The 17,775-nt window shown below is 69.7% G+C and carries 16 protein-coding genes and 1 tRNA gene; 4 read left to right on the top strand and 13 right to left on the bottom strand.

Annotation, left to right across the window (positions count from 1 at the left end; translation table 11 throughout):
• Positions 1-26 precede the first annotated feature (26 nt).
• Positions 27-239 (top strand): hypothetical protein, encoded by a 213-nt coding sequence (locus tag ACTIFV_RS08530; protein ID WP_439592362.1) that lies wholly within the window; start codon positions 27-29, stop codon positions 237-239.
• An 80-nt stretch (positions 240-319) separates the two neighbouring features.
• Positions 320-1,699 carry a maltokinase N-terminal cap-like domain-containing protein gene (locus ACTIFV_RS08525; protein WP_439592361.1) on the top strand — a complete coding sequence of 460 codons (1,380 nt, stop codon included), beginning with the start codon at positions 320-322 and terminating at the stop codon, positions 1,697-1,699.
• On the opposite strand, the gene ACTIFV_RS08520 is transcribed toward ACTIFV_RS08525, so the two are convergent.
• Positions 1,700-2,983, bottom strand: coding sequence for a CDP-glycerol glycerophosphotransferase family protein (locus tag ACTIFV_RS08520; RefSeq protein ID WP_439592360.1), 1,284 nt, complete (start codon positions 2,981-2,983; stop codon positions 1,700-1,702).
• A gap of 110 nt (positions 2,984-3,093) precedes the next feature.
• On the opposite strand from ACTIFV_RS08520, the gene ACTIFV_RS08515 reads away from it, so the two are divergent.
• Positions 3,094-4,119, top strand: coding sequence for a glycosyltransferase family 2 protein (locus ACTIFV_RS08515; protein ID WP_439592688.1), 1,026 nt, complete (start codon positions 3,094-3,096; stop codon positions 4,117-4,119).
• A 26-nt stretch (positions 4,120-4,145) separates the two neighbouring features.
• Here ACTIFV_RS08515 and ACTIFV_RS08510 read toward each other — a convergent pair whose 3' ends face one another.
• From ACTIFV_RS08510 to ACTIFV_RS08475, 8 genes are all read right to left on the bottom strand, one after another.
• On the bottom strand, positions 4,146-5,375 hold the full coding sequence (locus tag ACTIFV_RS08510) for an ROK family protein (protein ID WP_439592359.1): 1,230 nt from the start codon (positions 5,373-5,375) through the stop codon (positions 4,146-4,148).
• A 17-nt stretch (positions 5,376-5,392) separates the two neighbouring features.
• Entirely contained in the window at positions 5,393-6,823 is a 1,431-nt protein-coding gene (locus ACTIFV_RS08505) for a glycoside hydrolase family 5 protein (protein WP_439592358.1), read from the bottom strand.
• A 9-nt stretch (positions 6,824-6,832) separates the two neighbouring features.
• Positions 6,833-7,720: a carbohydrate ABC transporter permease gene (locus ACTIFV_RS08500; protein ID WP_439592357.1), complete on the bottom strand. Its 888-nt coding sequence runs from the start codon at positions 7,718-7,720 to the stop codon at positions 6,833-6,835.
• Entirely contained in the window at positions 7,707-8,585 is an 879-nt protein-coding gene (locus ACTIFV_RS08495; RefSeq protein WP_439592356.1) for a carbohydrate ABC transporter permease, read from the bottom strand. The genes ACTIFV_RS08500 and ACTIFV_RS08495 overlap by 14 nt, the downstream gene beginning before the upstream one ends.
• 49 nt (positions 8,586-8,634) lie before the next feature.
• On the bottom strand, positions 8,635-9,843 hold the full coding sequence (locus tag ACTIFV_RS08490) for an extracellular solute-binding protein (protein ID WP_439592355.1): 1,209 nt from the start codon (positions 9,841-9,843) through the stop codon (positions 8,635-8,637).
• Positions 9,844-10,020: 177 nt separating this feature from the next.
• A complete protein-coding gene (locus ACTIFV_RS08485) occupies positions 10,021-11,475 on the bottom strand; it encodes a CDP-glycerol glycerophosphotransferase family protein (RefSeq protein ID WP_439592354.1) in 1,455 nt (484 codons plus the stop codon).
• Positions 11,472-12,743 carry a CDP-glycerol glycerophosphotransferase family protein gene (locus tag ACTIFV_RS08480; RefSeq protein ID WP_439592353.1) on the bottom strand — a complete coding sequence of 424 codons (1,272 nt, stop codon included), beginning with the start codon at positions 12,741-12,743 and terminating at the stop codon, positions 11,472-11,474. The genes ACTIFV_RS08485 and ACTIFV_RS08480 overlap by 4 nt, the downstream gene beginning before the upstream one ends.
• A gap of 38 nt (positions 12,744-12,781) precedes the next feature.
• Positions 12,782-14,431 (bottom strand): S1C family serine protease, encoded by a 1,650-nt coding sequence (locus tag ACTIFV_RS08475; protein ID WP_439592352.1) that lies wholly within the window; start codon positions 14,429-14,431, stop codon positions 12,782-12,784.
• A 114-nt stretch (positions 14,432-14,545) separates the two neighbouring features.
• Here ACTIFV_RS08475 and ACTIFV_RS08470 point away from each other — a divergent pair, with 114 nt between their 5' ends.
• Complete coding sequence (locus ACTIFV_RS08470) at positions 14,546-15,748, top strand: aminotransferase class I/II-fold pyridoxal phosphate-dependent enzyme (RefSeq protein WP_439592351.1); 1,203 nt, start codon at positions 14,546-14,548, stop codon at positions 15,746-15,748.
• Here the strand turns inward: ACTIFV_RS08470 and ACTIFV_RS08465 are convergent.
• From ACTIFV_RS08465 to ACTIFV_RS08450, 4 genes are all read right to left on the bottom strand, one after another.
• Entirely contained in the window at positions 15,745-16,551 is an 807-nt protein-coding gene (locus tag ACTIFV_RS08465; protein ID WP_439592350.1) for a carbon-nitrogen hydrolase family protein, read from the bottom strand. The two genes, ACTIFV_RS08470 and ACTIFV_RS08465, sit on opposite strands and share 4 nt — an antisense overlap.
• 2 nt (positions 16,552-16,553) lie before the next feature.
• A complete protein-coding gene (locus ACTIFV_RS08460) occupies positions 16,554-17,063 on the bottom strand; it encodes a DUF6328 family protein (RefSeq protein ID WP_439592349.1) in 510 nt (169 codons plus the stop codon).
• Between the two features lie 77 nt (positions 17,064-17,140).
• A tRNA-Met gene (locus ACTIFV_RS08455) sits at positions 17,141-17,214 on the bottom strand.
• Between the two features lie 50 nt (positions 17,215-17,264).
• Entirely contained in the window at positions 17,265-17,735 is a 471-nt protein-coding gene (locus ACTIFV_RS08450; RefSeq protein ID WP_439592348.1) for a MarR family winged helix-turn-helix transcriptional regulator, read from the bottom strand.
• Positions 17,736-17,775 lie beyond the last annotated feature (40 nt).

The raw sequence follows: 17,775 nt of genomic DNA, 5'->3' as shown, positions 1-17,775 counted from the left end.
CCGCACAGCGGTGGGACAATGGCGGCATGGGCCTGTTCCAGAAGCTTCCCGAAGACCCCGTCGAGTGGGCGGGACTCCCGTCCGAGCCGCTTCCCGATCCCCCCGTCGCCGAGCGCCTGCCGGACTCGCCGACGATAGACCTGGGGGCGGAGTCGTTCCCCGGGATCGGCTCGATCTCCATCTCGATCCCCACGGAGCTTCCGGCGGCCGTCGCAGACGGCGACGGCGACGGCGACTGACGGCCCGTGTCGAGCCTGAGGCTGCAAGCGCTTGCAATCCGTTCTCGACACACCTCGCCGCGACCCCTAACCTCACTTACATGGACAGCACGCTGGCGTGCCTAGCGGCCTGGATGCCGCGGCAGCGGTGGTACGCCGCGAAGGGCAGGCCGCCGAGCCTGCGTCTGATCGGCTGGTGGGAGATCGACAACCCGCTCCCCGGCGACGAAGCGCGGCTGCGCACGCTGCTCGTCTCGGACGAGGGGTCCCTTCCTCCCGTGCTCTATCAGGTGCCGATCGCCGAGCGCGCGACGGCCCACCTCGACGCGGACGCCGAGCACGTGATCGGAAGCCCCGAGCCCGGCACGACCTTCGTCGACGGTGCCCACGACCCCGCCTACGCTCAAGCGCTGCTCGCGCTCGTGACCGGAGGAGGCGAGGCGCGGGGTCCGAACGTGGTGACGCGCGGCATCCCGAACTCCGCCGAGATCGCGACCGGTCCTCGCCACGCCTCCGTCCTGCGCGGAGAGCAGTCCAACACGTCCATCATCTACGCGGGCGAGACCGGTGAGCCCATCATCTGCAAGGTTTTCCGGCAGCTTCACCCGGGCCTCAACCCCGACATCGAACTCGCGACCGCCCTCGCCGACGCGGGTTCGGCGCATGTTCCTCGCGCCGTCGGGTCGCTCGAGGCTCGGTGGCCGGACTCGACGACGGCCGCCGGATCGGTCTACGGCTCCCTCGCGTTCGCGCAGGAGTTCCTGCCCGGGGTCGAGGACGCCTGGCGGGTGGCGCTGCGGGCCGGCGCACGCGGTGACGACTTCACCGAGCGCGCAGGCGATCTGGGAGCCGCGACCGCCGACGTGCACCTCTCGCTCGCGGCACTGTTCCCCACGCCGCAGACAGACGACGCCTCGCGCGCCGCGACGTCGGCCACGTGGCGGCGGCGCCTGTCGATCGCGATCGCGGAGGTGCCGGCCATCGCGGAGCGGCAGGCGGCGATCGAGCGCGTCTACGAGCGCGCCGAAGCCACCTGGTGGCCGCATCGGCAGCGCATCCACGGCGACTATCACCTGGGGCAGGTGCTGCTCGTACCCGACCGCGGGTGGGTGCTGCTGGACTTCGAGGGCGAGCCGCTGCGGCCCATGGCCGAGCGCCGGGAGCCCGATCTCGCTCTGCGCGACGTCGCCGGGATGCTCAGGTCGTTCGACTACGTCGCGGGCTCGATCCGACAGGGCGATCCGGCGCGCGCGCCCGGCGCGGCGCAGGAGTGGGCGCGGAGCGCCCGGACGGCCTTCCTCGACGGCTACTGCGCGGCATCCGGAACCGACCTCGACGACCAGCGCGAGCTCTTGGCGGCGCTGGAACTCGACAAGGCCGTCTACGAGGCGATCTACGAGGCCCGCAACCGCCCGACGTGGGTCAGCATCCCGCTCCGCGCGATCGCGCGGCTCGCCGACCGCTCCGAGACGGTGGTGTGATCAGGCTGTGAGCTCGTCGTCGAGCTCGGCTTCGTCGACCTCGTCGTCCTCGCCCTCGTCGAGGGAGCGGACGTGCCACTCGTCCCACCGGTGCATGAGCGTGCCGATCGCGTCGTGGAAGCGCGCACTCGCGGCGCCCGGTGCGGTGTCTCCGAAGTAGTGCCGCACCCACTCCTCGAGCCGCGCGGTCGCGCCCGGGTCCTGCAGCACCCGATCGGTGTGCGACACGATCGCGCCCGCCGTCGCGGCATCCAGCCATTCGCACGCGGAGAGGTAGCCGTGGGTGTCGATGACGGCGGCCGGGTCTGCCGGACGCGTGATGAGGAGCGGCCTGTCGGCGGCGAGCCGGTCGTACACCATCGCGGAGATGTCGACGATCGCGACATCGGCGGCTGACAGCTGCCAGCCGAGGTCCGGCTTGTCGTCGAACACGTGCTGCGCCGACGGATCGGCGGCGTTGGCCGCCGCGATGGCCGCGATGATCCGCTGATTCGCCGCTCCGTACTCGCGGTCGACGACACCCGACCGCGGGTGCGGACGGTAGACGAGACGATGGCGACCCGTCGCGAGAAGGGCGGATGCGAGGGCCTCGCCGTGCGTGCGGATCGAGCCGTAGTGGGCCGAGGGGCGATCCCCCTCCCACGTCGGGGCGTACAGCACGACGGTGCGGTCATCGGGGGTGTACGGCAGCGTGCCGGAGTAGTGATCGGCCTGCGGTCTGCCGATCTCGATCGTGCGGGAGTCGAGGTCGTAGTCCCATAGGACGCGAGAGAGGCGCTCGCGCGCCGCCTGACCCGCCACCAGCGCGTAGTCGTACGCCTTGTACTGGTTCGTGGTCATGTACATCTTGTCGGACTCGCCGTGGTTGATGAAGACATGCCAGCGGCGCCCGTAGCGGAACATCTGGAAGTTGCGGGTGTTCTGGTTGACGTACAGCACGACCCGGATGTCCTGCTCGGCGATGTACCGTTCGAGGTCGCGGACGGTCGGCACGAACGCGACCGGGAGAGCGCCGTCGGCCACGAGGGCCTGCGCACCGGTCGCGGCACGGGCGAGCACGACGACGGGCCAGGTCTTGGCGAGCTCGGCGAGCGGCTTGTACCACTGGCGCATCTGGTACATGTTCACCGCGCCGTCGGCGAAGTACACGGCCACGCGGAAATGGTGCGGCGGATCGGGATGCCTCGCGGCGAGCGCTCTGCGCACCTCGCGCGCAGCGGACCGATTCGCCACCGCCTTGCGCACGAGCGCGGCTGCCTTCTTCGCGTCGGAGACCAGACCCACCCCTCCAGCGTACCCAGAGGCGGACATGACATGATCGACGCGTGCATGTCGTGGATCCCGGTCGCAAGGATGCACCGGTCGTCCCCCCGGGCTCCGGCGTCTCGTTCGTCATGCCCGTCCTGAACGAGATCGGATACCTCGAACGCGCGGTGCGGACAGTCCTGGCACAGGATGTCGCGGGCCCGGTCGAGCTCGTGATCGCCCTCGCACCGTCGACCGACGGCACCAGCGAGCTCGCTCGATCCCTCGCCGCGACCGACGAGCGCATCGTGCTCATCGACAATCCGGCTGCCGACATCCCCGTCGGACTCAACCTCGCGATCCGCGCCGGTCGCTACCCGACGGTCGTGCGGGTCGACGCCCACTCCGAGCTCGAGCCCGACTACACCCGCCGTGCGCTCCAGACCCTCGAGGGCATGCGCGCGGCGAACGTGGGCGGCGTCATGCGCGCCGACGGCCGGTCGCCCTTCCAGCGAGCGGTCGCCCGCGCGTACAACTCCCCCATCGGCCTCGGCGGCGGCGCCTACCACGGCGGTACGCAGGCGGGCGAGGCCGAGTCGGCGTATCTGGGCGTCATGCGCCGCGCCGTCCTCGACGAGGTCGGCCTCTTCGACGAGTCGATCCGGCGCGGCGAGGACTGGGAGCTGAATCTGCGCATCCGACGCGCGGGGTATCGCGTGTGGTTCGATCCGTCCCTGTCGGTCACGTACTGGCCCCGTGAGAGCTGGGCCCGCCTCGTGCGGCAGTTCTATGCGACGGGGCGCTGGCGCGGCGAGCTCGTGCGCCGATTCGGCCGCGGCAACTCGCTCCGCTTCTTCGCCCCGCCGCTCCTCGTGCTGGACATCGTCCTCGCCGTGGTCGTCGGGCTCTTGCAGCTCACCGGCGTGATCTCGGGAGTCTGGTCCTTCGTGGCATCCATCGTCTACGTTCCGCTCGCGCTGTACGCGCTGCTCATCATCGTCGTCGCACTCGGAAACGGCGGCGGCAGAGGCTGGCGCGACAAGCTCTGGACGGCTGCCGTGCTGCCGTCGATGCACCTCTCGTGGGGCGCTGGGTTCGTCAGCGGCGTCGCCCGCGGCGCCCACGACACGGTCGACACCTCGCGGCTCGGCAGCCGCAACACGCCGCTGCCGTGAGCTGACGTCGGCGCAGCGCGTCAGGCCTACGAGAAGGCGAGATCGGCGCGCGGTGTGTTGATAAGCATCTCGATCGGCAGGATCGCCGACCCCAGCGCGACGGTGTCGCCGCCGAAGGACGCGGGAACCAGCGAGAACTGCGTGCCCAACCGCTCCAGGCAGTTGCGCCTCACCGCGTCGGTGATCGCCGGTCCATGTCGCTCCATGAGCCGCATGCCTACCCAGCCGCCGACGACGATCCTCTCGGGATTGGTCAGATTCACCAGGCTCCCCAGCGCCGCACCGAGCACTTCGATCGTCTCGTCCACGACGGCCGAAGCCGCGGCATCGTGCTGCGACGCGTCGAGAAGAGCGCCCACGGCATGCCATCCGCTGCCGTCGAAGACGCCTCCGCGCACCCGCCAGGCCTCGAGAAGGGCATCGGCGCCGAGGTAGGCCTCTACGCAGCCACGCTGCCCACAGCGGCAGGTCGCACCATCGAAGCGCACCTTGGTGTGGCCCCACTCGGTCGCACCCCCGAATGCTCCGCGGTAGAGCTCGCCTTGCGTGATCACGCCCAGTCCGACCCCGCGGCCGAGCAGGGCGACCACCGCATGGTCGATACCGCGCGCGGCACCGTACCAGAGCTCAGCGCGTGCCTGCGTCTTGGCGCCGTTGTCCGCGAAGACGGGAAGGTGCGGGTCGAGATCGAGGGGAATCGGATGCGGCTCCCAGCCGAGACTCTGCGAATAGAGCATCTGCGCACCGCTCGGCGCGTACTCCACGACGCCCGGCAGGCCGAGCCCGATACCGAGCACCCGCTCCCACCGCGACGCGTTGCGCTCGCGGAGCGCGTCGATCGCCTCTTTCAGATCACGGTCGATGTCTTCAGGGGTCTCCTGGCGCTGACCGCCTCGGAACTCGCGGTCGACCATGCGCAGGCTGAGGTCGAACAGTTCCACGGCCACGCCGCGTTCGCCGACATCCGCGCCGATCGAGTAGGCGCCCTCGGCCCGCGGCGCCAGCAGCGCGATCGGGCGACCACCGCGAGAGGCGACCGATCCGGTCTCGACGACCAGCCCATCCTCGATGAGTTCGGTGGTGATGTTGGCGGCAGACGCCGTCGAGAGGCCGCCGTTGCGCGCAACGGCGGCGCGCGTGGTCTCACGCTCACGGATGATGTACTGGAGCGCGGCGGCACGATTGGTCTGGCGCAACGAGGTGACCGTCGCCGACTCGCGCGGAGCGCTGTCGGCCTTCACATCTCGGCCACTCATGCTCTGAAGATATCGGGTCATGCCCGCACCTCCACCTCCACGATCCGCGCGCCGTGGACGGTCGACAAGGTGAGCATGCCGTCCTCCCACGCGGAGGTGGTGACGCCCGCTTCGGACATCACGCGCACGTCGGACGGCTCGTCGACCAGGACGAACTCGAGCCGCTCCGAGGGCAGCAGCACGACCGCCGGTCGCTCGTGTGCGGCGTACGGCGCCCCGTTCGTATGGTGCCAGATGCCCTCGGCGAGAGGCCCGTCGACCAGCTGTGCGATCGGCTCCGCCGCGCCGCCCCGAAGCCCGGCCCAGGCGGGCAGCGTCATGCCAGGGCGGGCGAACAGCGCGTCGACGACCTCGCTGCGCTGCGTGCACGCGGCGCAGCGGATCGCCTCGAGGAAGCCGTCGAGGATCTCTCGGGCACGCTCGGCTGGAATCTCGACCTCGGGGTCGCCGATCAGATCCCACCCTTCGGGCACGTCTGCCGAAAGCGGGGATGTACGAGTGCCGAGCTTCTTCCACGGCCAGAAGTTCCACCCGATGTCGTGGCGTTCGTAGAGCCGCGTGGCCGCGTACACCCAGCCGGGAGTGTTCTCGCCGCCCTCCCCCATGTACAACGGGGTGCCGATGGCCTCGCGCAGCGCGAGGAACTCCTCGATGCTCCCCTCGTCGGGAGCACACCAGTACCGGTGGAACTGCACGGCCTGGTTGCCGTCGAAACGCTCCGACACGGGATCGGCGTTGGTCGCCCAGTGGCTCCCCTCGTACATCAGGAGGTGCCGATCGTCGACGGCACGGATCGCCGCAGTCAGATCGCGATACAGAGCCACGAGCTCGTCGCGGTAGCGATGCTGCCACTCCTCGGGAAGCGGCTCGTTGAGCAGGTCGTATCCCAGCACGGCGTCGCGGTCACGATAGCGCCGGGCGAGCTCCACCCACAGCCGGATCGTGAGCGAGCCATAGTGCTCGGACATGAAGAGCTCGGGCTTGCCGTTCGGCGAATCGTCGATGTTGGTGCCGGTCTGGCCGCCCGGTGCGCCGTGCAGATCGAGGAGCACACGAAGCCCGTGCCGCTCGCTCAGTGCGACCGCATGCTCGACGAGCGCGAAACCGTCTTCGTGGAATGAGCCGTCGTCGTCGATCAGCGCCCGAGCGTTCATGGGCAGCCGTACGTGGTCGAAGCCCTGCGCAGCGATGAGCGCGAAGTCGTCGTCGGCGATGAACGCGTCACGGAACCGCCGCCAGAAGTCGTCGGCACCCGCCGCACCCAGAAGCCTCGCGATGCGGGCCTCGATCTGCCGAGGAGAGGCGAGGTCGTCACCGAAGCGCCACATGTACCCCTCGGGGAGCAGCCAGGTGCCCAGACCGACACCGCGAAGAAGCAGCGGGCCGGCGTCGTCGACGATCCGGGTGCCCTCGGCACGCACGAATCCTGGTCGGTGCAGGTGAGTCATGAAGGATCCTTACTTCAGTCCCGAGAGCGCGAACCCTTGGACGACGTAGCGCTGGAAGACGACGAAGACGATCAGGATGGGGACCACCATCAGCGTCGAGGCGGCCATCTGCAGCGAGGGGTTGGTCGCGATCTGCTGGTTGAGGAGCGAGATCCCGACCGACAGCGTGTAGAGCTGCTGATCGTTGGCGATGATGAGGGGCCAGAGGAAGCTGTTCCACCCGGCGATGAAGGTCAGGACCACCTGCACCGCCAGGATCGGTCCCGACATCGGAAGGATGATCCGAAGGAAGATGCGCCACTCTCCCGCCCCGTCGATGCGCGCCGCCTCGATGACCTCGGTGGGGATCGTGGCCATGAACTGCCGGAACAGGAACACGGCGAATCCCGACACGAGCATCGGCAGCGCGATGCCCACCAGGGTGTTGGTGAGCTTCATGCCGTTGAGGATGAGATAGCTCGGGATCATCGTGACCTGGCCGGGGATCATCATCGTCACCAGGACGAGGAAGAACAACGCGTCTCGCCCAGGGAAGGAGAACTTGGCGAACCCGTAGCCGGCGGCGGCCATCAGCAACAGGCCGACCATGCAGATCGCGACGATCATCAGCGTGTTGAGCAGGTAGCGCCCGAAGTCGAGGTTGACGAACAGCTCGACGAAATACTCGAGAGTCGGCTGTTTCGGGAGCAGCTGCGGCGGGTAGGCGACGGATTCGCTGCGGGGCTTCACCGAGGCGAACACCATCCACAGGAACGGGAAGGCGGTGATCAGCGCCCCGGCGGCGAGCAACGCGCCGATCACGACCGTGCCGACGCGCCCGCGAGGCGCCCGCGGGCGCTGCGCGCTCTTCGCCTCGAGCGCACGCGCCCCACGCGTGAGGAGTTCAGTAGTCGACATCGGCCCTCCGGAAGCGCAATTGGATGACGGTGACGGCGGCGATGATCGCGAAGAGAACGACCGATCCCGCACTGGCGTAGCCGAACTGGCTCGCCGAGAAGCCCTCCTGGTAGAGGAAGAGCGAGATCGATGTGGACGCCCCCAACGGGCCGCCCTTGGTCAACACGAACGGTTCGTCGAAGAACTGCAGCCACGCGATGATCGTCGTGATCGAGACGAAGAAGATCGCGAACCTCAGGAGGGGGATGACGATCGACACCGTGCGGCGATATCCCGATGCCCCGTCGATCGACGCGGCCTCGAGGTACTCCTTGGGCACGCCCTGCAGCGCCGCGAGGAAGATGATGATGTTCAGGCCCAGTCCACGCCACACCGCCACCAGCACGACCGAGAACTTGACCACGACCGGATCCGACAGCCACGGGACGGGCGGCAGGCCGACGAGCGACAGCAGATAGTTGAACAGACCGAACTGCGTGTTGAAGAGGTAGCCCCATACGAGGGCGATCGCCACGATCGCCGTGATCGCCGGCACGAAGTAGAACGAACGCAGCGCCCGGTAGAAGCGTCCCTGCGATCGGTTCAGGGCCAAAGCGATGACCAGCGAGAGCACGACGACGGTCGGCACCCCCAGGATCGCGAAGACGGCGGTGTTGCCGAGGGCCTGCCAGAACGCGGCATCCGCGAAGAGCTGCTCGTAGTTCGCGACACCGACGAACTCGATGCGCGACCAGTCGCCGAGCCCCGCGAGATTCATGTCGGTGAAGCTCACGAGAAGCGCGACCGCGATCGGCAGCACGCCGAAGACGATGAGCAGCAGCATCGCGGGGGCGATGAACGCATAGGGAGTGATTCGGGTCTTCATGGCCTCGGGCGGGGCGCGGGACGCGCAGCGGCGTCCCGCACCCCGTGGTTCAGTTGGCGGGTGTTCCGGCGGTGGCGTCGAAAAGGCCTGTCAGGGCGTCGTCTCGGTTCGCGCCGGTGAGCACGATCGAGTTCAACGCGTCCAGCAGAGCCTTGCCCGTCTCGCCGTCCCAGTTGGGGACGAGCGGGAGGAGCCGCGACTTCGCAAGCTGGTCGGAGTACACCGAGACGAGCGGGTCCGAGGTGAGCGAATCATCCGCGAGCGCCTCCTTGGCCGTGGGCAGCTGGCCGTCCAGTTCGTACCACTGCAGCTGCACATCGGGCTGTGCAAGGAAGTCGAGGAGCTGCAGCGCCCCAGCCCGGTTCTTCGTCGAACCCCATACTCCGAGGTTGGACCCAGCCAGCAAGGACGTGTCATCCGAGCCGGCGGGGATCGTCGTGACCGCCCACTTGCCGTCGAGTTCGGGGGCGGTCTGAGCGATGGCCGCGCCCAGGTACGGACCGCTGACGAGCATCGGCGTGATCCCGGAGATGAAGCCCTGCGTCTGATCGAAGTCGCTGTTCGTGGGCACGCTGCCGTCGGCGTAGAGGCCGGTGTAAAGGTCGACGGCATCATCGAATTCAGGGGTGTCGAAGTCGATGAGGCCTTCGGCATCCACGATGTCGCCACCCTGATCCCACGTCATCACGACGGGCAGAGCGCTGTCCCACTGGGGGATGTAGTAGCCGTACTGTCCGTCGCCGCGACCCGCGAGCGTCTTCGCGTCGGCACGCAGGTCATCCCACGTGGCCGGCGGTGCATCGATGCCCGCTTCCGCGAGGATGTCGCTGCGGTAGAACAGCACCCGGGTGTCGGACACCCACGGCGCCGAGACGACCGCGCCGTCGATGGCCGTCGCGTCGCCGGCGATGCCGTCGATGAAGTTGTCCGCCGCGAGGTTCGGGTAGTCGGCGATCGTATCGGCGTCGAGAGTCAGCAGCGCACCGCTGTCGGCGTAGGTGCGCAGCTTCGACAGGCCGATCTGCAGGACGTCGGGCCCGTTTCCCGAGGCCACGGCGGTCGTGAACTTCTGGTCGACGCTGTCCCACGGCACGGCGACCGTCGTGACGTCGACGCCGCTCTCCTTCTCGAACGGCTCGATGAGCGCGTCGAAGTTCTCCGACGAGTCACCCATCACCCAGACGGTCAGCTGCTTCGAGTCGGCGCCCCCGTCGTCACCCGACGAGGTCGAGCATCCGGCGAGGCCGACCGCAGTCACGGCAGCCGCTCCTAGAGCGAGCCATCGCATTCTCTTCATTGAGGTTCCTTTCGCTGTTGCAGAACGCTCGCCAGTCTCTTCGACGGGAAATACTTTGTCAAGAGCTTGGACTAAGTCGTACAGAGATGCGCTGGGCGCGCTTGACAGCGGCTGGACGCCGGGGTCTACATGCCGGTGTCAGCGCTCGACGAAGCCCTGATCGAGGATGCGGGTGACCACCCGCTCGGCGGCACGGCCGTCGTCGCGGGGGTTGAACTTCGCGCGCCACACGGCGTACTTGTCGGAGTAGGCGGCCGTGTCGGGATCGGCGAGCGCCGCGATCAGCTCATCCTGCGAGCGGACGACGGGACCGGGCGCGTGATCCGCGAGGTCGAAGTAGAAGCCTCGCAGTTCGCCGCGGTAGTGCTCCATGTCGGGCACGAGGAAGTACATGGGCTTGCCCGTGACCGAGAAGTCGAACATGACGGACGAGTAGTCCGTCACGAGCTCGTCGGCGACCAGCAGCAGCTGCGAGGTGTCGGGGAAAGCCGTGACATCGATGACGCGCGGGCCCGCGGCATCCTTCCCCGGCTGCAGCGTGCGCGAATGGCCGCGCACCAGCACGACGGCGTCGATCGCCGACGCGAGGGCCGCCGGGTCGAGGAAGTCGACGATCTCGTCGCGGTCGTCGCGCCACGTGGGCGCGTAGAGGACGACGCGTTCGTCGGCACGGATGCCGAGGGCCTCCCGGGTCGCCGTGCCGTCCGGAACTCTGCCGTCGGTCGCCACGAGCACGTCGTTGCGCGGGTACCCTTCGACCCAGATCGGCCTCGTGAGGAACGCGTAGGCCTTGCCGAGGAGCCGCGCGGCGTACGGATTCTGCGCGAGCAGCACGTTCCACCGCCGCGACTCACGCACGACCGCCGCCATCCGGCGCGGGTCGAATCCGGGGCGATGCAGCGCCAGGCGCTTGAGCGGGGTACCGTGCCACGTCTGCAGCACGACCTGACCGGAGCGGCGCTCGAACCGCCGCCGCAGCCAGTCGTTGACGACGAGCAGGCGCGATGCGCCCCGGGCGCGCCACCATTCCGGGCTGCCGTCGACCACGGGGATCGCGCCGTCGGGGACGCGCACCGAGAGGTCGACCACGCTCCAGTACCGCGTCACCCCCGGTGCCCGTCGAGCGAGCTCCCGATCGATCGCCAGCGGATTGCAGCTCGCGTTGCGCCCGTAGAAGCTCTCGAAGAAGACCGCGTTCTCGAGGCCGCCGGGCCGGGTCTGATACCGCCGCTCGAGCGCGTCCTGGCCCTCCCCCGAGTCATATGCGGGGTCGATCGGGGGTCCGATGCGCACCGACCAGCCGTCGAGGCTCGCGCGGAGGGGGCCGAGGAGGATGGTCGGGATCGACCCCGGTGCGTCCTCCACGCCCGACGCTTCGAGACGATAGGCGCCCGAGGGCAGCGGCAGCTCCGGACCGCCCCAGCGTGCCGCGCGCAGCGGAAGCACCGCGCGCCACGTCTTGCCGCGCCCCGTGAGCGTCGCCTCGACCCGCGCACGGGGGCCGACCAGGGCGACGGCGGCGGGGCGCGCACCCGCGCCCGAGAGCACGAGCATCGGCTCACCTGACTCGGTCTGGAACCGTGCGTCGGTCATCGACGTCCCTTCCTCGGGTCGGGGGCGAGGCCCGCCAGAATCGCACGGTACACCCTTTCGGTGTTGCGGCCGTCGCGATGCCGGTGCACGGCGACGTCGAGGGCGCGGGATGCCGCGACCCGCCGCTCGCGCTCCTGCGGGTCGCCCAGCACCGCGGCGAGGGCGACCGCGGCATCCCGCCACGTCGACGACCACCGATCGCCGGCGACATCGGCGTATCGACCGTAGAACCCCCGCCTGAGCGCATACGACTCGACGTCGGGCGCGAGGTAGACGACCGGCAGAGGAACGAGCGACGCGTCGAAAGCGAGCGACGAGTAGTCGGTCACCAGCGCGTCCAGGCCCGGCAGCAGCGGCGTCACATCGCTGACGAGGTCGCTGCCGAGGCTCCGCACGCGACGCTCGGGCGTCGGCGGGGCGTAGTCACCCGCGCCGAGCGGGTGCGAGCGCACCAGCAGGACCGCGTGCTCCTGCTCGAGCACCTCGAGGATCGCCGCCCACTCGTCGGGCGACGGGATCGCGGGATCGACATCGCCGTCGCGCCACGTCGGCGCGTACAGCACGAGCCGGGTCCCCTCGTCGACCTCACCCGTGAGGGCGGCGATCGTCTCGCGCGCCGCGCCGCGGCGTGTCTGCGGGTCGCCCTGCGACAGCACGTCGACGCGCGGCTCGCCCGTCACCGGCACGCGGTCGTCGGGCAGCGCGAAGGCCGACTCGAGACGGCCGCGCACCACGTCGGACGCGGCGGGAAGCACGCGGATGCGGCGCGAGGCGCCGCGGAACATGGTCGCGAGCAGCCGGCGGGCGAGCGCGGCGAGCGGAAGTCGGCGCAGCGGACGGGGCAGTCGCAGTGTCTCGGGCGAGTCCAGTCCGATCCGCTTGAGGGGGATGCCGTGCCACAGCTGCACGACGAAGGCCCCCGAGACGGCGTAGCGGTTGACGTCGCCGAACCCGTGGGTGACGACGACGACGCGCGCGCGTGCGGTGCGCCACAGACCGGCGAGCGACGTCTTGTGCAGATGCGGGATGCCGCGGGCCGCGGCATCCCGCGCCTCACGCTCCGACCCCACGAGCCACACCGCCGAGTGGCCTTCGTCGGAGACGAGGTTCCACAGCGCGAGCGCCCCGTCGCCGATGCCCGCGCCGCATCCGAAGACCCACTCGTCGCGCGAGCGCGGAACGATCGCGGTGAGCATGCGCCCCGCGGCATACAGCGGGAGCGCTGCGAGCTTGCGCGCATTCCCCGCGCCGAACGAGAAGGACGCCACCCCGCGAGCCTATCGCGGGGTGGCGTCCTGAAGCCGTCTTACTGGAGCTCGCCCAGCGTGACGTCGACCGTCTTGGTCTTGCCGTCGCGGACGAACGTCACCGTCGCGTCGGAGCCGGCCGCGGCCGCGCGGACCTGTGCGGTGAGGTCGACGGAGTCGGTGACCGGGACGCCGTTGAACGCCGTCACGATGTCGCCCTTCTGCAGGCCCGCCTCGGCGGCCGCACCGCCCTGGACCGCCTCGTCGATGTACGCGCCGGTGATCGTCGTGCCCTCGACGTAGGCCGCCGACAGCACATTCGCCCCGAGGAGGCCGTGCGTGGCCGAGCCGTCCGCGATGATCTCGTCGCTGATGCGCTTGACGATGTCGGACGGGATCGAGAATCCGACGCCGATGTTGCCGGACTGCCCCGACGAGCCTCCCGCCGACGCGATCGCGACGTTGATGCCGATGAGCTTGCCCTCGGAGTCGACCAGCGCACCACCCGAGTTGCCGGGGTTGATCGCGGCATCGGTCTGGATGACGGCGATCTTGATCGTCTCGGTGGACTGGCCCTGCTGCTGCTGGCCCTGGCCGAAGTCGAAGAAGAACGGCGACTGGTCTTCGGGGTTCTGCTGCCCGCCGTCGTCGCCGTCCTCGGGCGCGGTGCTCGAATCGGGTGCCGCCGAGGAAGCGATCTCGATCGAGCGGTTGAGCGCGCTCACGATGCCCGTCGTGACGGTGTTGGAGAGGCCCAGCGGTGCACCGACGGCGATCGTCTGGTCGCCGACGTTGAGCTTCGACGAGTCTGCGAACTCGACCGGCGTGAGTCCGTCGGCGTCGACCAGCTTGATGACCGCGAGATCGTATGTGGGGTCGGTCCCGACGATCTCGGCGTCGAAGACGCGGCCGTCCGAGGTCGTCACACGGATCGTGGCGTCGCTGGACGCGCCGTCGAGGGTCACGACGTGCGTGTTCGTCACGACGTAGCCGTCGCTCGTGAGGATGACGCCCGAGCCGGTGCCGGAGGCGCTCGACCCCGACGCCTCGATCGTGACGACGCTCGGGAGCACCTTCGCCGCGATCGCCGTCGTCTGGTTGACCGACTCGGTGTCGTTGACCGTCACGGTGCTCGGACCGGCCGCCGGCGTCGTGCCGTCGTTCGAGAACAGGTTCGACCCGATCCACACGCCGCCGAGCCCGGCCGCACCGCTCACGAGAGCGGCGGCGACGATGAGACCGGCGACCTTGGTGCCCGTCTTCTGCTTCTTGGGGGCTGTGACGGTCGGAGCCGCGCCCGTGATCGGAAGCGTGGGCTGCGCGTCGGCGGGATGCGCCGCAGCCGCACCGAAGGCCGCGCCATGCGGGGGCTGCCCATAGGGCGCGTGACCCGCATAGGCCTGCGGCTGCGCGGGCTGGCCGGCGTAGCCCTGGGGACGGGCGTACGCCGGCGCAGCGCCGGCGGGGGCGGCGGGACGCGCGGGGATCGTCCAGCCTGCGGGAGGAGCGACGGGGGGCGTCGCGGGGGTCTGCGGAGCCGCTGCCTGCGGCGCACCGGCCGGTCCCTCGGGCGCGGGGGTCTCCGAGGCGGTCCCGGCGTCGGGGCCCGTGGGCTCCGCTGCGGATGCGTCGGTCGCGGACACGCCTTCCGCCGCCGTGTGGTCTGCGGGGGTCTCGTCCAGCGGACGCTCGCCCTGGTTGTCGCTCATGATTGCTCCTTCTTCAAGCTTCCCCCACTGTGCCCGCGGTTGCTGTGCGTTTCTTATGCCGCGGATGGGATCCGTCTATGCGAACCGTCTGCAAAGGGCGAGTACCGTTTCAGGATGCGAGAGACACCCGGCGCGTGGCGCCGCGCGGCCGCCGGCGCCGGCCTCATCGACGACGACGGCGTCATCCGTCCCACCATCTTCGCCGAGATGTCCGCCCTCGCGGGCCGCACGGGCGCGATCAATCTGGGCCAGGGATTCCCCGACGAGGACGGGCCGGCCGAGGTGCTCGAGGTCGCGCGCGCCTCGATCACGAACGGCGTGAACCAGTATCCGCCGGGCCGCGGCATCCCGGACCTCCTTCACGCCATCGCCGATCATCAGGAGCGGTTCTACGGGATCGCGCTGGACCCGCATCGCGACGTCATCGTGACGGCGGGCGCGACCGAGGCGCTCGCCGCGGCGCTGCTCGCGCTGGTGGACGGACCCGACGACGAGGTGGTCGTGTTCGAACCGCACTACGACTCGTATGCGGCGGTCGTCGCACTGTCGGGCGCGCGGCTGGTGACGGTCCCCCTGCGGTGGCCGGACTTCCAGCCCGACCTCGACGAGCTCGCCGCGGCGGTGACCGATCGCACCCGCGTCATCCTCGTCAACGATCCGCACAACCCGACCGGAGCGGTGTTCACGCCCGAGGTCCGCGAAGCCGTCGTGCGTCTCGCGCATGCGCACGACGCGGTCATCCTCACGGATGAGGTCTACGAGCACCTCGTCTTCGACGGTCCGCACGTGCCGATCGCGACCCTGCCGGGCGCGTGGGAGCGGACGCTGACGATCTCGTCAGGCGGCAAGACCTTCTCGACGACGGGATGGAAGATCGGGTGGATCTCGGGCCCCGCCCCGCTCGTGGATGCCGTGCTGGCCGTCAAGCAGTTCCTCACCTACGTGAATGGAGCGCCGTTCCAGCCCGCGATCGCGACCGGTCTGCGCCTGCCCGACGCCTTCTTCACGGGGATCGCCGACGCCTTGGCCCGCAAGCGCGACATCCTCGGAGCCGGCCTGCAGGCGGCGGGGTTCGAGGTCTCGGTGCCGGCAGGCTCCTACTTCACCGTCGCCGACGCGGCGGGCGTCGGGGCGATGGATGCCGCGGACTTCTGCCGCGAGCTGCCCGATCGCGCGGGTGTCGTCGCGATCCCGCTCACGGCCTTCGCCTCGCCGGCGCATCGGCACGAGTACGCGACGCTCGTGCGATTCGCCGCGTGCAAGCGCGTCGAAGTGCTCGAGGAAGCGGCATCCCGTCTCTCCCTGCTGCGCGCCTAGGACTCCGGCACGACCCGGAACCGGCGCAGCCGCAGGGCCGGATTGACGCGCCGCACGCGGGCGACCGCGTCGCGGTCCAGGTGCGCGACCGCGACGCCCGTGCCGGTGCCGACGCCCGCCAGCTCGACGCCCTGCGGGTCGACGATCATCGACAGTCCGACCCCGAGCGGGGGCGGGTGATCAGCCGCCGCGACGAAGAGCGTGTTCTCGATGGCCCGCGCGTGCAGGAGCGTCCGCCAGTGGTGCTCCTTGAGCGGCCCCCTCACCCACTCCGCGGGCACGAGCACGACGTCGACCGCGGCATCCGCAAGGACGCGGCCCATCTCGGGGAACCGCAGGTCGTAGCAGGTCATCAGCCCGAACGTGAGGCCGTCGAGCGCGAAGGTCTCGGGCGCAGCGATCTCGCCGGGTTCGACCCAGTCCGACTCGCGCTGCCCGAAGGCGTCGTAGAGGTGCACCTTGCGATACGTCGCGAGGACGCCGGTCCGGTCGACCGCGACGACGGCATTGCGCACGCGACCCGCGTCGCCGCGCTCGAGGAGCCCCGCGACGAGGTGGATCGAGTGCTGATCGGCGAGCGCGATGAGGCCCTCGACGAACGGCCCGTCGACGCCCTGCGCGTTCTCGGCGAGCGACTCGTCGAACGGGTCGACGAACCAGCTCGCGTACTCGGGCAGCACGATGAGCTTCGCTCCGCGGAGGGATGCCTCGGCCACCAGCTCCGCGATCATCGCGAGATTGGCCGCGGTGTCCGCTGCCGGTGCGAACTGGCCGACGGCGATCGCGGTGGTCGGACCTGTCACTGTCACTCCGATCCTGAGTGTCGGGCGCGGATGATCAGCGGAGCGATGATCCACAGGATGACGAGCACGATGCTGAGCGCGACGACCGCCGCCCACGATGCCGACCCGTCGACGACGACGTCGAAGACGAACGCCACGACTCCGATCAGCAGCACGGCGACCGTCAGGAGCGAGGTGACGAGCGCCGCATGCCCGTATTCGACGACGCGGCGCTTCGCGCGGCGCTGGAACAGCACGCGGTGCAGGGCGACCGGTGCGAGCGCGACGATGGCGCTGAGAGCCGCGAGGACGACGAGGATCAGATAGAGGGTGCGCTGCCCGCCGCTGAGATCCCTGAACGCCGGCTGGAACGCGAGCGCGAGCAGGAAGCCCGTGAGGATCTGCGTGCCCGTCTGCAGGACGCGCAGTTCCTGCAGGACCTCGATCCAGTTGCGGTCGGCACGCTCCGCGGCGGTCTCGTCGCGACCGTCGGGGATGTCGTCCAGCGGATCGACATCGCGGGGGGAAGTCATGCTCCATCCTCGCCCGCGGGCGCACGGCCGGGCAAGCGAAGAAGGCGCCCCGTGAACGGGACGCCTTCTTCTTTTCGTTGCGGGGACAGGATTTGAACCTGCGACCTCTGGGTTATGAGCCCAGCGAGCTACCGAGCTGCTCCACCCCGCGGCACAAGAAGATAGCCTAGCACGGCTTTTCAGCACACAGAACCTGGCCATCTACTTCGGGTCGAACACGTCCCCCACCTCGGTGAGGAAGCGCGAGATCACCCGCAGCTGCTCCTCGTCGTAGCGCTCGGCCACGCCGCGCATCGTCTGGAGCCTCTCGCCGAAATGGCGGAAGAACTCCCGACGCGACGCCTGCGTCAGCACGACGATCCGCGCCCGTCCGTCGCGCGGGTGGGGTCGCCGCTCGACATGGCCCGCGACAGCGAGGCGGTCGATGAGCTTGGTCGTGGATGCCGTGGAGATGCGCAGGTGCTTCGCGACCTGATGCGGGCTGACCGTGTCGCCGCGCTGCTCGCGCGTGATGAGCATCCGGAGCGCAGCGAGGTCGGTGGAGTTCATCTCCATGTCGTCCTTCATGCCGCCGTACATGCGATCCATCGCATCGCTGAAGGCGCGGACGGCGAGGAGGACATCCATCACGGCATGGTCGTGAGGCGTCTGGGGCTGCCAGGGTTGGCTCATGTGGACACTCCCTCCCTGCCCTTGTTATCATCGGGACCAC

Origin of the sequence: Microbacterium sp., assembly GCF_051860965.1 — a bacterium.
Taxonomy (GTDB): domain Bacteria; phylum Actinomycetota; class Actinomycetes; order Actinomycetales; family Microbacteriaceae; genus Microbacterium.
This window is presented reverse-complemented; position numbering and strand designations above follow the sequence as displayed.

What these genes read in the sequence shown, in the direction of transcription:
- ACTIFV_RS08530 (WP_439592362.1), top strand. Translation starts at nt 27, where the DNA reads ATGGGCCTGTTCCAGAAGCTTCCCGAAGACCCCGTCGAGTGGGCGGGA.
- ACTIFV_RS08525 (WP_439592361.1), top strand. Translation starts at nt 320, where the DNA reads ATGGACAGCACGCTGGCGTGCCTAGCGGCCTGGATGCCGCGGCAGCGG.
- ACTIFV_RS08515 (WP_439592688.1), top strand. Translation starts at nt 3,094, where the DNA reads ATGCCCGTCCTGAACGAGATCGGATACCTCGAACGCGCGGTGCGGACA.
- ACTIFV_RS08510 (WP_439592359.1), bottom strand. Translation starts at nt 5,375, where the DNA reads ATGAGTGGCCGAGATGTGAAGGCCGACAGCGCTCCGCGCGAGTCGGCG.
- ACTIFV_RS08505 (WP_439592358.1), bottom strand. Translation starts at nt 6,823, where the DNA reads ATGACTCACCTGCACCGACCAGGATTCGTGCGTGCCGAGGGCACCCGG.
- ACTIFV_RS08500 (WP_439592357.1), bottom strand. Translation starts at nt 7,720, where the DNA reads ATGTCGACTACTGAACTCCTCACGCGTGGGGCGCGTGCGCTCGAGGCG.
- ACTIFV_RS08495 (WP_439592356.1), bottom strand. Translation starts at nt 8,585, where the DNA reads ATGAAGACCCGAATCACTCCCTATGCGTTCATCGCCCCCGCGATGCTG.
- ACTIFV_RS08485 (WP_439592354.1), bottom strand. Translation starts at nt 11,475, where the DNA reads ATGACCGACGCACGGTTCCAGACCGAGTCAGGTGAGCCGATGCTCGTG.
- ACTIFV_RS08475 (WP_439592352.1), bottom strand. Translation starts at nt 14,431, where the DNA reads ATGAGCGACAACCAGGGCGAGCGTCCGCTGGACGAGACCCCCGCAGAC.
- ACTIFV_RS08470 (WP_439592351.1), top strand. Translation starts at nt 14,546, where the DNA reads ATGCGAGAGACACCCGGCGCGTGGCGCCGCGCGGCCGCCGGCGCCGGC.
- ACTIFV_RS08460 (WP_439592349.1), bottom strand. Translation starts at nt 17,063, where the DNA reads ATGACTTCCCCCCGCGATGTCGATCCGCTGGACGACATCCCCGACGGT.
- ACTIFV_RS08450 (WP_439592348.1), bottom strand. Translation starts at nt 17,735, where the DNA reads ATGAGCCAACCCTGGCAGCCCCAGACGCCTCACGACCATGCCGTGATG.